Origin of the sequence: Arthrobacter globiformis (genome assembly GCF_030817195.1) — a bacterium.
GTDB lineage: Bacteria > Actinomycetota > Actinomycetes > Actinomycetales > Micrococcaceae > Arthrobacter > Arthrobacter globiformis_D.
Genome location: NZ_JAUSYZ010000001.1, coordinates 5,153,211 through 5,166,718, shown reverse-complemented (window position 1 = coordinate 5,166,718; position 13,508 = coordinate 5,153,211). Strand labels below are relative to the sequence as shown.

10 protein-coding genes and 1 tRNA gene are annotated in these 13,508 nt (G+C 67.1%); 4 read left to right on the top strand and 7 right to left on the bottom strand.

Annotation, left to right across the window (positions count from 1 at the left end):
- The first annotated feature begins 500 nt into the window (after positions 1-500).
- Positions 501-4,025, top strand: coding sequence for a bifunctional proline dehydrogenase/L-glutamate gamma-semialdehyde dehydrogenase (locus tag QF036_RS23730; protein ID WP_307105684.1), 3,525 nt, complete (start codon positions 501-503; stop codon positions 4,023-4,025).
- Between the two features lie 85 nt (positions 4,026-4,110).
- Here the strand turns inward: QF036_RS23730 and QF036_RS23725 are convergent, their stop codons facing one another.
- Positions 4,111-4,365, bottom strand: coding sequence for a hypothetical protein (locus QF036_RS23725; RefSeq protein ID WP_307105683.1), 255 nt, complete (start codon positions 4,363-4,365; stop codon positions 4,111-4,113).
- A gap of 135 nt (positions 4,366-4,500) precedes the next feature.
- On the bottom strand, positions 4,501-5,355 hold the full coding sequence (locus QF036_RS23720; RefSeq protein ID WP_307105681.1) for a LysR family transcriptional regulator: 855 nt from the start codon (positions 5,353-5,355) through the stop codon (positions 4,501-4,503).
- A gap of 132 nt (positions 5,356-5,487) precedes the next feature.
- Here QF036_RS23720 and QF036_RS23715 point away from each other — a divergent pair, with 132 nt between their 5' ends.
- Entirely contained in the window at positions 5,488-6,816 is a 1,329-nt protein-coding gene (locus QF036_RS23715; RefSeq protein WP_307105680.1) for an MFS transporter, read from the top strand.
- 30 nt (positions 6,817-6,846) lie between these two features.
- Here the strand turns inward: QF036_RS23715 and QF036_RS23710 are convergent.
- Positions 6,847-6,920: transfer RNA gene (locus QF036_RS23710), tRNA-Gly, on the bottom strand.
- Between the two features lie 243 nt (positions 6,921-7,163).
- Here QF036_RS23710 and QF036_RS23705 point away from each other — a divergent pair.
- Positions 7,164-7,610: an SRPBCC family protein gene (locus QF036_RS23705; RefSeq protein WP_307105678.1), complete on the top strand. Its 447-nt coding sequence runs from the start codon at positions 7,164-7,166 to the stop codon at positions 7,608-7,610.
- Between the two features lie 116 nt (positions 7,611-7,726).
- Here the strand turns inward: QF036_RS23705 and QF036_RS23700 are convergent, their stop codons facing one another.
- The gene (locus QF036_RS23700; protein WP_307105676.1) at positions 7,727-9,544 is read right to left on the bottom strand and encodes a CAP domain-containing protein; all 1,818 of its coding nucleotides are present in this window, start codon (positions 9,542-9,544) and stop codon (positions 7,727-7,729) included.
- Positions 9,545-9,650: 106 nt separating this feature from the next.
- Here QF036_RS23700 and dcd point away from each other — a divergent pair, with 106 nt between their 5' ends.
- On the top strand, positions 9,651-10,226 hold the full coding sequence (gene dcd / locus QF036_RS23695; protein WP_003803277.1) for a dCTP deaminase: 576 nt from the start codon (positions 9,651-9,653) through the stop codon (positions 10,224-10,226).
- Positions 10,227-10,284: 58 nt separating this feature from the next.
- Here the strand turns inward: dcd and QF036_RS23690 are convergent, their stop codons facing one another.
- From QF036_RS23690 to QF036_RS23680, 3 genes are all read right to left on the bottom strand, one after another.
- Positions 10,285-11,469: a cation:proton antiporter gene (locus QF036_RS23690; protein WP_307105674.1), complete on the bottom strand. Its 1,185-nt coding sequence runs from the start codon at positions 11,467-11,469 to the stop codon at positions 10,285-10,287.
- 5 nt (positions 11,470-11,474) lie between these two features.
- Positions 11,475-11,957 (bottom strand): cation:proton antiporter regulatory subunit, encoded by a 483-nt coding sequence (locus QF036_RS23685; RefSeq protein WP_307105673.1) that lies wholly within the window; start codon positions 11,955-11,957, stop codon positions 11,475-11,477.
- A gap of 122 nt (positions 11,958-12,079) precedes the next feature.
- Entirely contained in the window at positions 12,080-13,483 is a 1,404-nt protein-coding gene (locus QF036_RS23680; protein ID WP_307105671.1) for an MFS transporter, read from the bottom strand.
- Positions 13,484-13,508: the final 25 nt, after the last annotated feature.

Genomic DNA, 13,508 nt, shown 5'->3' with positions numbered 1-13,508 from the left:
AGCTGAGGGAGGGTTTGTGGTTCCTGACGCTTCCTCACGTCCTGCAGGGATTTTGGCCACGCTTCCTCACGTCTTGCAGCCGTACACGCAACGCTTCCTCACGTACTGCAGCAATTGTCGCAACCCTTCCTCACGTACTGCAGCCGTACACGCAACGCGTCCTCACGTCTTGCAGCCGTACACGCAACGCTTCCTCACGTCTTGCAGCCGTACACGCAACGCTTCCTCACGTACTGCAGCAATTGTCGCAACCCTTCCTCATGCCGGTGAGGAAGGGTTCGCGAACAAGCGGCGAAAGCTGAGGACGGGTCTGGGAAGGCGGCGGAAACTGGGCGATCGCCGGGGCCGGAAGGGCAGCATTTTGGGGTGCCCAATGTAAATACAGAACGATCGGTTTTTCTAACGTGTATCGCTTAGCAAAGATCGCTTTATCTTAAGCGAAGGGAAGCCCATACTGATGGATAAGACGATCCAATCGCACTGAAAGAACGAGGAAAGCCATGACCAACACCGCAACGGATCACCGCGTGCAGGCAGGCAAGGACGCCGCTGTTACCGGCGCCGTCGCCACCCCCTCGGAAGGGTCCGACGTCGCAAAAGCGACAGCTCTGGCCGCCGACGCAATCGCCCTCGTCCGCCGCTGGCTGACCGAAGCCAGCAAGGTTCCCGTGGACGCATCCGCCGAGCAGCTCGCCGGCGTACTCAAGGACCCGAACGGGCTGGACTTCACCGTGGGCTTCGTGGACGGCGTGGTCCGTCCCGAGGACCTGCACGTGGCCGCCCGCAACCTCGCCGCGCTCGCCCCGAAGGTTCCCGCCTTCCTGCCCTGGTACATGCGCAGCGCTGTCCAGATGGGCGGCCTCATGGCCCCGGTCCTGCCGCAGGTTGTCATTCCGGTGGCCCGCAAGGTCCTGCGCGAAATGGTGGGCCACCTCATCGTTGACGCCACCGACTCCAAGCTGGGCCCCGCCATCGCCAAGATCCGCAAGGACGGCATCAAGCTGAACGTGAACCTGCTCGGCGAGGCTGTGCTGGGCGAGCACGAGGCCTCCCGCCGGCTCGAGGGAACCCACACGCTGCTGGCCCGCCCGGATGTGGACTACGTCTCCATCAAGGTGTCATCCACCGTGGCCCCGCATTCGGCTTGGGCCTTCGACGAGGCCGTGGAGCACGTCGTCGAGAAGCTCACGCCGCTTTTCGCCCGGGCCGCCTCGTTCCCCAAGGCCAAGTTCATCAACCTGGACATGGAGGAGTACAAGGACCTGGACATGACCATTGCGGTCTTCACCCGGATCCTGGACAAGCCCGAGTTCAAGAACCTGGAAGCCGGCATCGTGCTCCAGGCCTACCTTCCGGACGCCCTGTCCGCCATGATCCGCCTGCAGGACTGGGCCGCCGCCCGCCGTGCCGATGGCGGCGCGGCCATCAAGGTCCGCGTGGTCAAGGGCGCCAACCTTCCGATGGAGCAGGTGGAATCCTCGCTGCACGACTGGCCGCTGGCCACCTGGGGCACCAAGCAGGACTCGGACACCAACTACAAGCGCGTCATCAACTACTCGCTGCACCCCGACCGCATCGGCAACATCCGCATCGGCGTGGCCGGCCACAACCTGTTCGACATCGCCTTCGCCTGGCTGCTGGCCAAGCAGCGCGGCGTCGAGTCGGGCATCGAATTCGAGATGCTGCTGGGCATGGCGCAGGGACAGGCCGAGGCGGTCAAGAAGGACGTCGGCTCCCTGCTGCTCTACACGCCGGTGGTCCACCCGGCCGAATTCGACGTCGCCATCGCCTACCTGATCCGCCGCCTCGAAGAGGGCGCCAGCCAGGAAAACTTCATGTCCGCCGTCTTCGAGCTCAGTGAAAACGAAGCGCTGTTCGAGCGCGAAAAGCAGCGCTTCCTGTCCTCCCTGGAAAAGCTCGACGACGAGGTCCCGCCGCCCAACCGCCAGCAGAACCGCAGCCTCCCGGCAGAGCTGATGCCCCGCACCGGTTTCCGGAACACCCCGGACACGGACCCGTCCCTGCCCGCCAACCGCGACTGGGGCCGGGCCATCCTGGACCGGGTGCCGACGTCGACCCTGGGCAACGCCTCCGTTGAAGCCGCCACCATCGCGGACGCGGACACGCTCAACACCGTGATTGCCACGGCCGTGGAAAAGGGCAAGGCCTGGGGTGCGCTGTCCGGCGCCGAGCGTGCCGAGATCCTGCACCGCGCCGGCGACGTCCTCGAGGCCCGCCGCGCGGAGCTGCTCGAGGTCATGGCCAGCGAGACCGGCAAGACCATCGACCAGGGCGACCCCGAGGTCAGCGAGGCCGTTGACTTCGCCCACTACTACGCCGAATCCGCCCGCAAGCTCGACGACGTCGACGGCGCCACGTTCGTGCCCGCGAAGCTCACCGTGGTCACGCCGCCGTGGAACTTCCCGGTGGCCATCCCCGCCGGTTCCACACTGGCGGCACTCGCCGCCGGCTCCGCCGTCGTGATCAAGCCCGCCAAGCAGGCCAGCCGCAGCGGCGCCGTGATGATCGAGGCACTGTGGGAGGCGGGCGTCCCGCGGGACGTGCTCACCATGGTGCAGCTGGGTGAACGCGAGCTCGGCCAGCAGCTGATCTCCCACCCCGCCGTGGACCGCGTCATCCTCACCGGCGGCTACGAGACCGCCGAACTGTTCCGCTCGTTCCGCAAGGACCTGCCGCTGCTGGCCGAAACCAGCGGCAAGAACGCCATCATCGTCACCCCCAGCGCTGACCTGGACCTCGCCGCGAAGGACGTGGCCTACTCAGCCTTCGGCCACGCCGGACAGAAGTGCTCCGCGGCCTCGCTGGTGATCCTGGTGGGCTCCGTGGCCACCTCGAAGCGGTTCCACAACCAGCTGATCGACGCCGTGACCTCCCTCAAGGTGGGCTACCCGCAGGACCCCACCAGCCAGATGGGTCCGATCATTGAACCGGCCAAGGGCAAGCTGCTCAACGCGCTGACCACCCTCGGCGAGGGTGAGAACTGGGCCGTCGAGCCCCGCAAGCTCGACGACACCGGCCGACTCTGGAGCCCGGGCGTGCGCTACGGCGTCAAGCGCGGCTCCTACTTCCACCTGACCGAGTTCTTCGGCCCCGTCCTCGGCGTCATGACCGCGGACACCCTGGAAGAGGCAATCGCCATCCAGAACCAGATCGAGTACGGCCTCACCGCCGGCCTGCACTCCCTCAACACCGACGAGCTGGCACTCTGGCTGGACACCATCCAGGCAGGCAACCTCTACATCAACCGCGGCATCACCGGTGCCATCGTGCAGCGCCAGCCGTTCGGCGGCTGGAAGAAGTCTGCGGTTGGCGCCGGCACCAAGGCAGGCGGCCCCAATTACCTCGCCGGCCTCGGCGACTGGACCAGCACCGAGAGCACCCGGGGCGCTGCGGCGGGCATCGCCAACCGCAGGGTGCAGCGCCTCGTGGACGCCGTGAAGGGCGAACTCGACGCTGCGGACATCGAGGCCCTGCAGCGTGCGCTGGGCTCCGACGCCATCGCCTGGGCGGACGAATTCGGCACCGCCAAGGACGTCTCGGGCCTGAGCGCCGAGCGGAACATCTTCCGCTACCGTGCGCTGCCGGTCACCGTCCGGCTCTCCGACGGCGAGTCCCTCCGGGCGCTCGTCCGGACAGTTGCCGCCGGCGTACTTGCCGGTGCCCCGGTCACCGTATCGTCCGGCGTCGAACTTCCCGCCCAGCTGCGTTCCGTGCTCACCGGGCTGGACATCCCTGTGACGGTGGAGGACGACGCCGCGTGGCTGGCGTCCGTGGGCCGTCTCGCCGCGGAGGACAAGCTGTCCGGCGGACGCATCCGCCTGATCGGCGGCTCCGCCCCGGACCTGGCCGACGCGACCGGCGGCCGCCCGGACCTGGCCATCTACGGCCACGAGGTGACGGAGGCCGGCCGTGTTGAAATGCTGCCGTTCCTGCACGAGCAGGCTGTCAGCATCACAGCGCACCGTTTCGGTACGCCGAACCACCTCTCCGATTCACTGATCTAGGGGTCTGCTGATCCAGCGATCTAATGGGGCAATAGAACGGGCGGGCACCACAAGGTGCCCGCCCGAACTGTTTGTCCGTTGCTGCTTAACCCAAATACCAGCCGGGTGGAGCCCACGACGCGGGAACGCTGTGTGCGGAAAAGTCCTCGCAGCGCGTGCAGGTGTACGCGACTTCGCCCAGCTTCCGGACGGTGCCGTCCTGGCGGTGCTTGGGCGGCACGAAGGATTCGAGGTAGATGAACTCGTCTGTTCCGCACTTTTCGCAGTTTGGCTGGCCGACATATTCGGCCTCTACGGTCATGGAGTGGCGGGTATAGCGGGGGTTTGCGGCTGTGGTCACGGCGTACCTATCCCGAACACGCGGGCGTCATTGCCGGCAATGTTCGTTATCGAAACCTGTGTGTTATCGGCCGCTGCATGACCGCAACAGTCACAGCATAAGACAGCTGCGAACCGTTATCAATCATTTTCCGGCTTAAACAGGCTTCTTCAGGGTCCTTCCCATGATGGCCTGGGTCAGGGCGTCGATGACCTCGGCGTTCGCTAAAGGGTTCCTGATCAGTGTGAAATCGACATCCCCCACCGGCGGCAGCTCGAAGCGCCGGGTGATGATTTTCAGATCCTCGGGCACCAGCGAGGACGGCATCACGGCCACCCCGATGCCGGCGCGGACGGCTGCCAGCACCCCGCTGATCTGCTTGGTGGTACACGTGATGCGCCACGTCCGGCCCACGGATTCGAGGGCATCGATGGCAAGCTTGCGGCTCAGGCTCGGGGCCGGGTAGGCGATGAGCGGCACCGGATGGCCCGGCTCCAGTGCGGTCTGTTCGAGGCCCACCCAGGAGAACGTGTCGTGCTGGACCACGGTGCCGTCCTTGGCGCCGGCTACCCATTTCACGAAGACGAGGTCCAGCTGGCCGGAATTCAGGCGCTTGTACAGCTGGTCACTCTGGCCGACCGTGAGCTCGAGGTTGATCTGCGGATAGATCTGCCGGAACTCACGCAGGATGCGCGGCAGGCCGGTAATGGCGAGGTCGTCGGCGGTGCCGAAGCGCAGGCGCCCGCGCATGGCCGAACCGGAAAAATAGCGGGCGGCGGCGTCGTGGGCCGCGAGGATGCTCCTTGCGAAGCCTGCCATGGCATCGCCGTTGTCCGTCAGCCTGACGTCCCTCGTGTCCCGGCTGATCAGCGTCCGCTTGGCGGCAAGCTCGAGCTTGCGCACGTGCTGGCTTACCGTCGGCTGGGCCAGGCCCAAGCGTTCTGCCGCCTTGGTAAAGCTCAGCGTTTCGGCGACGGCGAGGAACGATCGGAGCTGGGCCGGTTCGAACATTGCGTCCTCCTCGACGGCGGGCATCATTACGTTCAGCAATGATAGTTATAGGAGCAATAGTCTTCCACAATTAGAAGTGTGCGCCATAGCGTTGAGGACATCCCCGCCGGCCCGCTCACCTGAGGAACCCCTGTGACACCCCCACCGCCGCCACTGGCCACCGTCACCCAGCCCGTCGCCGTCGTCAGTGAACGCCTTCCGTGGCGGCACACCTTCATCTCACTCCGGGTCCCCAACTTCAGGCTCTTCGCCACAGGCCACTTCATTGCCGTCATCGCCATCTGGATGCAGCGGATCGCCCAGGACTGGCTGGTGCTCCAGCTCTCCGGATCGGTCACCGCCGTCGGCTTCACGGTGGCGCTTCAGTTCCTGCCGTCCCTGCTTCTGGGACCGTGGGGCGGAATGGTCGCGGACCGGTTCGCCAAGCGCCGGATCCTCATCATGTGCCAGTCCGCCGCTGCCATCCTCGCCGCTGCGCTCGCGGCCCTCGCACTCACCGGGAGGATCGAGGTCTGGCACGTCTACGTCATCGCCCTGGTGCTCGGTTTGGTCACCGTGCTGGACCAGCCCGCCCGGCAGGTCTTCGTCCATGAGCTGGTGGGGCCCCGGTACCTCCGCAACGCCATCAGCGTTAACTCGACGACGTTCCAGCTGGGCGGGCTGATCGGTCCGGCCATTGCCGGGGTGCTGCTCACGGCCGTCGGTGCGGGCTGGGCCTTCGCCGCCAATGCCGCGGCCTGCTGCTCCACCGTGGCGATGCTCCTGCTGCTGCGCCGGGACGAGCTGTTCGTCAGCGCGCCGGCGCCCAAGTCCAAGGGAATGCTGCGGGAAGGACTGCGGTACGCGCTGAGTAAGCCCACCATCTACTGGCCGTGGCTCATGGTGGGCTTCATTGCCGTGTTCGCCATGAGCCTGCCGGTGCTGCTCGCCGCCTTCGCGGACCGCGTGTACGGCATCGGTGCGGGCGGTTACGGCATGCTGAATGCGCTCGTGGCGCTCGGGGCGCTGACCGGGGCGGTCGCGTCCACCCGGCGCCGGCAGCTCCGGCTGCGGTCGGTGGTCCTGGCAGCCGGGATGTACGGGCTGATGCTGTGCCTCTCCGCCGCTGTCCCCACCCTGCCGCTCTTCGGCGCCGCGCTGGTGCTCTCCGGGTTCTGGTGCCTGATGTTCCTCACCGCATCCAACCAGCTGGTGCAGACCAGCTCCAACATGAGCATCCGGGGCCGCGTGATGAGCCTGTACATCATGGTGCTGATCGGTGGCCAGGCCCTCGGCGGACCGATGATCGGTTTCATTGCCGAACACCTTGATCCGCACGCCGGGCTGCTGGTGGCCGGAGGGGTGCCGGCGCTCGCCGCGGCGACTGTCGCCGTCGTGCTTGCCCGCAAAGGTGAGCTGACGCTGAAGGTGGACCTGCGGAACCGGCGGGGACCGCTGAGGGTGGTGCGCCGGGCGCCATGACGCCGCAGGCGGCGCATTCAAGGGATGGTTTGGAGCGGCTGACGGGAATCGAACCCGCGTATCAAGCTTGGGAAGCTAGCGCTCTACCATTGAGCTACAGCCGCAGTCGCACCGGAAACTGCCCGGGGCAGAACCTAGCTTAGCGCAGTTGCACGGCGACTCCGGCCATCTGGATCACGAGTCCGCGCGCGTCGGCGAGCCAAGCCGGAAGGCCTCCCGTAACTGTTCGGTAAAGGCCCGGGCGGTGCGCGGCCGCTTGCCGGCGCGGGTGACTATCCTGAATCTCGTTAGCTGCAGTAAGGGGAACGGGCTACGCAAGGCAGGCCCGACGTCGGAAAAGGATCCCCATGGCAGGTGCAGAACACGAGGTCCTCGTTGCGCGCGACGCCATGACGGTCTACTCATTCCTCCTGGACGGCGCGAATCTGCCCATTTGGCAGGCCGGTGTCCGGAGCATAGGGCTCAGCTCGGGTAGCGCCGGCAGCGTGGGCGCCAGGTACCAGGTCACCATGGACGGCCCCCGGGACCGGCCGGTGGCGCGCGATTACGAGATCACCCAGGCGCGGCCTGGCGCCGAAATTCAGTTCCAGGTGGTGGCCGGTCCGTCCCTCCTGCGCGGCGGCTTTTACCTCAGCACCGAGCGAGACGGGACCCGGGTGCGGTTCGCGCTTGAGGCGCCGACGCTTGGTTTCTGGAGCTTCATCCGTCCGGCATACCGGCGCCAGCTCCGGGCGGCCGTGGGACAGCTTGCGAAGCTCCCCGGCGTCATCGAAGAACGGACGACGGCGGACTGAGGCTTTTCGCTTGTTCGCCGGAGTTTTTGTACAGATATTGCGAGCTAAGCGGCCTTTTGAGGCCAATATCTGGACAAAAACTCCTATTGTTCCGGTGCGCGCCTACTGTTTACTGCTTACTGAGCCAGCCGCTGGCCCGCCCACGTCCCGGGAACGGCCGATGGCGGCGACAGGACGCCGGCGTCGAGATTCCAGTACTGCACGGGGCTGGTTTGCCCGGCGATGCCGGTGCGCTGCAGGACCAGACCGACGGAGTAGATGCCGGTGACTCCGTGCAGTGTGCGGATCGCTGTCACGTCACCCCACCCGCTGGCGACCAGTGTCCGGGCTTCGGCTTTGGGCGACGGCCCTCCGGAACCCCTGTACAGCAGAACGTTGCCGTCGCCCTGGCGGGCCAGCAGGTCCTGGAAACCGTCGCCGTCGTAATCCACCAAGGCGAGCCGTGTCGCGGCGACGCCGGTAGCGATGAGGGTCCGCTGGACGAGGTCGCCGGCGCCCCGGTTGGGATAGAGCCAGAGGTTTGAGTCGGAGTCGAGGGCCAGCAGCTCGGGAAGCCTGTTGGTGGAGCACCAACCGCCGACGGCCAGTGTCATGCCCGCCCAGCCGGACTGCCCCAGTGTGACCGGTGGCAGGAACCCACCCGCCAGCTGCCCGGGATACAGGGTCAGGCGGCCGTCGGACCATTGCGCCAGGACGTCGAAAACACCGTCCCGGTCCCAGTCCGTAACAAGAACCTGCCGCGCGGCCCCGAAGCCGGTGCCGATGGTGTCGGGCGGGCCGAACTGTCCGGCGTCCAGTGCGGGCCGGTTGATGAGCTGCCCCGCGGCGTCGACCGACACGATGTCCCCGGCACCCTTGATGGCCGCCGTGGCCAGGTCCAGCGTGGGCGGCATGTGCTTGACCAGGGGCTCGCACACATCTGTTGGCTGCACGGGAACCGAGGTGCTGCCACCCGGCGCGGCCGTGGTGCCGGCGGGCAGCGCCGAGTAGCCGAAGAAATTCACCACGCCCCACATGGTGTAGCGGCTGGGGGTGGTTTGCCAGTTCCCGTCGGTGAAAGTGATGCCAATGCCGACGACGTTGAACCGGGGGTCGGTAAGGATGGCGTTGTGGGCCGGCGAATTCTTCCACCATTCGACGAGTTGCGCGGCGTCCCGGTCCCAGCGGACGGCAATGACCTCGCCTGCGCCGTTGTTCGGGCTCAGGGCCCGCGCATCTGTCCAGAAATTCACCCGGTGTTCAATGACCTCGCGGGAGGCGATGCTGTCCGACCAGTCCTGCGCCATGCCGGCAACCGTCGCGTGGTACTTGACCGCCGGCAGGCCCAGGGACGCCCGGTAGGTGTTGACGGCGTTGAAGACGGCGGCCACCTGGGCGGCATTGCTGTCCGGCACCAGCGCCTGCGTTGTCAGCAGGCCCTTGGCGGCGCTGCCCGGCTCCGTGCGGGCCGTGTATGGCGGTGCGGCGAACGCATCGGCAGGGGCTGAGAGCGGCGGGATCGAGGCTGGTTCCGGCGGGCCCGCGGGCGCCGTGGGTTGGGAGGTCTGGGCCGGGGCCCGGGCGGGAGCGGGCTGCGTGGTGTGGCTGGCAGCGGCAGGCCCCTCCTGGGCAGGTCCCTCCTGGGCGGCGGGTGCCGCTGGTGTTCCGGTGTCAGCCGGATCGGTGAGTGGAAGCCCGGGTGAGGTCGCCGCGGGGGCTGTGCCGCCGTCGTCGGGCATGGCCGGTGGCGGGGCGTCGGCCGGAAGGGCAGCCGCTGCACCGGAACCGGGAGCGGCTGCTAGCGCCGGGGCTTCCGGTGAGGGGGCAGTGGTGCCCGGCATGGCGGCAGCGGATCTGCCGGCGGGTGCCATGGTTGGCAGGCCGCTGGCCGCGGGCGTCGCCAACGCCAGGGCGCAGGCGAGTGCAACAGCGGCCTTGGCCGCAATCCTGTTCAAAATATCCCCAGCTCTATTTCTGACCGTGTGACGTGAGACCGTCGGCCTGATTGTTCACGCAACACTAGCGGCAGGGCAGGGGACCGGCAATGGTATTTTTGACGGTGTGCTGATCTCTGACCGCGACATTCGTGCCGAAATTGATTCCGAACGGATCGTCCTCGATCCGTACGAAGCCGCGATGGTCCAGCCGTCCTCGGTGGATGTCCGGATTGACCGCTATTTCCGGCTGTTCGACAACCACAAATACGCCCACATCGATCCCGCCGAAGAGCAGCCCGAGCTGACCCGGCTGGTGGAGGTGGAAGAGGGCGAACCGTTCATCCTGCACCCCGGCGAATTCGTGCTGGGCTCCACCTACGAAACCGTCACGCTGCCGGACGACATCGCCGCGCGCCTGGAGGGCAAGTCCTCGCTCGGACGCCTCGGCCTGCTGACGCATTCCACGGCCGGCTTCATCGATCCCGGCTTTTCCGGGCACGTCACGCTGGAGCTGTCCAACATGGCTACGCTGCCCATCAAACTCTGGCCGGGCATGAAGATCGGCCAGCTCTGCTTCTTCCGGCTGACCTCCGCCGCGGAGTTCCCCTACGGCTCCGGCGAGTACGGCAACCGCTACCAGGGCCAGCGCGGACCCACCGCGAGCCGCAGCCACCTGAACTTCCACCGGACCGACATTTAGCGCGGACGTCGGATTCGGGCCGGCCGGGATCAGGCCGGCTGGCCCGCCACGAACGGGATCAGGCCGGCACTGGCTCCGGCCGCGCCGGGCGGGAGAATTTCTTGACGAGCGGCTCGATGTAGCGGGCGGCCAGCGGACCCAGGACCGCCATGATCAGGACGTATGCCGTGGCCAGGGCGGCGAGCTCGGCCTCGACCGCTCCGGACGTCACGGCGAGCCCGGCGATGACAATGGAGAACTCGCCCCGCGCTATCAGCGCAGCCCCTGCGCGGAAGCGTCCCGGACGCGCGATGCCTGCACGCTTGGCGGCCCAGGCTCCGGTGATGATCTTGGTGGCGGCGGTGAGCACCGCGAGGACCAGCGCCCACGCCAGCACCGGCGGGATGGAGGCGGGGTCGGTGTTGAGCCCGAACGCCACGAAGAAGATGGCGGCAAACAGGTCCCGCAGCGGCTCAAGGATCCGCGTGGCGCTGTGGGCCGTGGCGCCGGAGATCGCGATGCCGAGCATGAAGGCGCCCACCGCGGCGGACACCTGCAGCGCCGCCGCCAGGCCCGAAACCAGCAGGGCGGCCCCCAGCAGGTTCAGCAGGAAAACCTCGGAATTCTCGCTGTGCACGGCTTTGGAGACGTGGTGCCCGTGCCGCAGGGCAACCAGCAGCACCACGGTGACGACAGCCAGCGAGACGCCCACGGTCTGCAGGCCGCCCAGAAAGCTGACCCCGGCAAGCGTGGCGGTGAGGATCGGCAGATAGATCGCCATGGCAAGGTCCTCGAACACCAGGATGGAGAGCACCACTGGTGTCTCACGGTTACCGATGCGGCCAAGGTCCGTGATGACCTTGGCCGCGATGCCCGATGACGATATGTACGTGACGCCGCCCATAACCATGGCGCCCACGACTCCCCATCCCAGGAGGGCGGCCAGGGCAGCGCCGGGAACGAAGTTCAGGACGAAGTCGAGGATGCCGGCCTTCCATGATCTGCGCAGGCCCGTCACGAGTTCGGTTGCCGTATATTCCAGACCGAGCATAAGCAGGAGCAGGATGACGCCGATCTCACCCGCGAGGTGGGAAAACTCCTTCATGCCGCTCAGTTCCACCACGCCGCCCGCACCGAAGAACAGTCCGCCCACCAGATACAGCGGAATGGGGGACATCCCGATCCGCCCCGCGAGCCTCGCCAGCAGGCCGAGGCAGAACACGACTGCCCCCAGTTCGATGAGCGACAGGGCCACGCGGTCCATGAGGATCAGCCGTTGCGCAGGATGTCGGCCGCAGCGTCCAGACCTTCTTGCGTGCCGACGGCGACCAGCAGGTCGCCGGGGTGAAGGTGGACGTCGGGGCCAGGCGAAGGAACCACTTCGCCTTCACGCATGATCGCCACAATCGAAACGCCGCACCGCGTGCGGATGCGGGCTTTGCCCATGGGCTGGTTCTGGAACGGGGAGTCCGCGGCAATGGAGAATTGCCGGGTGGCGATGCCGGGAACCTCCCGGTGGGCCTCGGTCAGCGTCATGGCCAGGTGCTGGCCTCCCAGCAGGTTCCCCAGACATGCCGCTTCCTCACCGGTCAGCGGAATCGAGGCCTGGCACGTGTCCGGGTCATCCCAGGTGGAAACGAACAGCTCCGTCTGGCCCTCGCGGAGTTCCACCACCCCGATCCGCCGGCCGGAAGCGGTCATGAAGTCCTTGCGCCTGCCCAGGCCCGGGAGGTCTGTCTCTTCCATGTACATAACATCAGCCTAGTCCGCGAACCTGCGATTTCGGCTGAAACTGGGTCCCCCTGCTGCGGGGCTTAAGTGTGCGTTCGCGCCGGACCGGCGGGGCTTAAGTGTGCGTTCGCGCCCAGAGCCGGCTAGGACTGCGGGACGACCGCGATCTCGGCCTCGCTCGGGGCCTTCACGGGCAGGAGGACCAGAAGCCCGGCCAGCAGCACCACCATGATGCCGAGGATGCCCCAGCGCTGTGCTTCCCCTTGGGCCACCAGGGGAGTGGCAACCGTGATGCACAGGGTGAACAGGGTCGGTGCGAGGAAGCTGACGGCGCGGCCGGTGGTCGCGTACAGGCCGAACAGCTCGCCGGATTCGCCCTGCGGGGCCAGCCGGGCGAGGTAGGCGCGCGAGGAGGACTGCGCGGGACCGACGAACAGGCAAAGGAACAGGCCGAAAACCCAGAACGTCGTGGCACCTGACCACGGCACGCCGAAGAACGTGTGGTTGTCGTTACCCAGCACCAGGATCACCGTCCCCGCAACCAGCAGCCCGGTGAGGGAGCCGATGATCACGGCCTTGGGCCCCACCCTGTCATCCAGGAAGCCGCCGATGATCGCGCCCACGGCCGCCACGACGTTGCCGAAGATGGCGAAGAAGATGACCTGCGGCAGCGCGAAGCCGAAGGTGCCCGCCGCGATGATTCCGCCGAAGGTGAAGACCGCCGCCAGCCCGTCCCGGAAGATGGCGCTGGCCAGCAGGAAGAAGATGGTGTGCGGGCTGGTCCGGTAGATCGCCTTGATCCTGCGCGCCAGCAGCCCGTACGACGCGAGGAACCCGAGGCTCGCTGCGCGTTTCGGCTTGGGCAGCTCAGGGACCGCGAACATCACCGGCAGGGCGAAGATAAAGAACCACAGGGCGGAGAACACCGCCACCAGCCGGATGTTGAGGCTGTCCTGGGTGGAGGCGCCGAACCACTCGAAGCTCGGCTGCACGAAGAGCTGGAGCACGATGAGCAGGGCCACGATGCCGCCGAGGTAGCCCATGCCCCAGCCGAACCCGCTGACCTTGCCGATGTTCCGGGGCGTGGAAATCTGAGCCAGCATGGCGTTGTAGTTGACGCCCGCGAACTCGAAGAACACGTTGGCCAGGGCGATCAGGGACACCCCGAGCAGGAGGAACTCGGGCCGGGGAAACACGAAGAAGCACAGTGCCGTCAGGACCGCGACGGCGGCCGTGTTCACTCCCAGCCAGAGCTTGCGGCGGCCACCGGTGTCGGATCGCTGGCCGGTGACCGGGGCGAGCAGCGCGATGGCCGCCCCGGCAATGGCCAGCGCTCCGCCGAGCACCGCCGAGGCCCGGTCTTCGCCGCCGAACGCCTGGGAGGTCAGGTAGACCGTGAAGACGAACGTCGTCATGACCGCGTTGAACGCCGCGGACCCCCAGTCCCACGCCGCCCAGGCCAACACGCGGCCCTTGCTGGACGCCCGGGGCCCTGCTTCAAGTTCCGACGGCGGCTGCGTTGCCTCGGATGCGGCTGCGGAGTTCATAGGCCGATGCTATCCGCCTGTGGCG

What these genes read in the sequence shown, in the direction of transcription:
- QF036_RS23730 (WP_307105684.1), top strand. Translation starts at nt 501, where the DNA reads ATGACCAACACCGCAACGGATCACCGCGTGCAGGCAGGCAAGGACGCC.
- QF036_RS23720 (WP_307105681.1), bottom strand. Translation starts at nt 5,355, where the DNA reads ATGTTCGAACCGGCCCAGCTCCGATCGTTCCTCGCCGTCGCCGAAACG.
- QF036_RS23705 (WP_307105678.1), top strand. Translation starts at nt 7,164, where the DNA reads ATGGCAGGTGCAGAACACGAGGTCCTCGTTGCGCGCGACGCCATGACG.
- QF036_RS23690 (WP_307105674.1), bottom strand. Translation starts at nt 11,469, where the DNA reads ATGGACCGCGTGGCCCTGTCGCTCATCGAACTGGGGGCAGTCGTGTTC.
- QF036_RS23685 (WP_307105673.1), bottom strand. Translation starts at nt 11,957, where the DNA reads ATGTACATGGAAGAGACAGACCTCCCGGGCCTGGGCAGGCGCAAGGAC.
- QF036_RS23680 (WP_307105671.1), bottom strand. Translation starts at nt 13,483, where the DNA reads ATGAACTCCGCAGCCGCATCCGAGGCAACGCAGCCGCCGTCGGAACTT.